7 tRNA genes are annotated in these 765 nt (G+C 52.4%); all 7 read left to right on the top strand.

Annotated features, from left to right (window positions below):
* Positions 1-38: 38 nt before the first annotated feature.
* The 7 genes from A8F95_RS10525 to A8F95_RS10495 all read left to right on the top strand — a co-directional run bounded on the left by A8F95_RS10525 (position 39) and on the right by A8F95_RS10495 (position 752).
* A tRNA-Thr gene (locus tag A8F95_RS10525) sits at positions 39-114 on the top strand.
* Positions 115-118: 4 nt separating this feature from the next.
* Positions 119-194 (top strand) — tRNA-Lys (locus A8F95_RS10520).
* A gap of 7 nt (positions 195-201) precedes the next feature.
* Positions 202-283, top strand: a tRNA-Leu gene (locus A8F95_RS10515).
* A 25-nt stretch (positions 284-308) separates the two neighbouring features.
* Positions 309-385 (top strand) — tRNA-Arg (locus tag A8F95_RS10510).
* Between the two features lie 112 nt (positions 386-497).
* A tRNA-Ala gene (locus A8F95_RS10505) sits at positions 498-570 on the top strand.
* Between the two features lie 15 nt (positions 571-585).
* Positions 586-659: transfer RNA gene (locus tag A8F95_RS10500), tRNA-Met, on the top strand.
* Positions 660-662: 3 nt separating this feature from the next.
* Positions 663-752 (top strand) — tRNA-Ser (locus A8F95_RS10495).
* Positions 753-765: the final 13 nt, after the last annotated feature.

Genomic DNA, 765 nt, shown 5'->3' with positions numbered 1-765 from the left:
GATCCCGTCATCCTCCATTTTCACTTTCTACATAGTAAGCCGGTGTAGCTCAATTGGTAGAGCAACTGACTTGTAATCAGTAGGTTGGGGGTTCAAGTCCTCTTGCCGGCACCACGAAGAGCCATTAGCTCAGTCGGTAGAGCATCTGACTTTTAATCAGAGGGTCGAAGGTTCGAGTCCTTCATGGCTCACCATTTATATGCGGGTGTGGCGGAATTGGCAGACGCACCAGACTTAGGATCTGGCGCCGCAAGGCGTGGGGGTTCGACTCCCTTCACCCGCATCATTTTTCACATTTATAAAATTATGCGCCCGTAGCTCAATTGGATAGAGCGTTTGACTACGGATCAAAAGGTTAGGGGTTCGACTCCTCTCGGGCGCGCCATCTAACTGTTTANCAATTGGATAGAGCGTTTGACTACGGATCAAAAGGTTAGGGGTTCGACTCCTCTCGGGCGCGCCATTTTGATAATCAAAGCTTTCAACTCATGTAACATGGGGCCTTAGCTCAGCTGGGAGAGCGCCTGCTTTGCACGCAGGAGGTCAGCGGTTCGATCCCGCTAGGCTCCATTTATAAGCAATAATGGCGGTGTAGCTCAGCTGGCTAGAGCGTGCGGTTCATACCCGCAAGGTCGGGGGTTCGATCCCCTCCGCCGCTATATGGAGGAATACCCAAGTCCGGCTGAAGGGGTCGGTCTCGAAAACCGATAGGCGGATTAAACCGTGCGGGGGTTCGAATCCCCCTTCCTCCGTTCATGTTATCCT

The organism is Pseudobacillus wudalianchiensis (genome assembly GCF_001685015.1).
Lineage (GTDB): Bacteria > Bacillota > Bacilli > Bacillales > Domibacillaceae > Pseudobacillus > Pseudobacillus wudalianchiensis.
The sequence above is the reverse complement of the archived record's forward strand: the minus strand, read 5'-3'. Positions and strand labels throughout refer to the sequence as shown.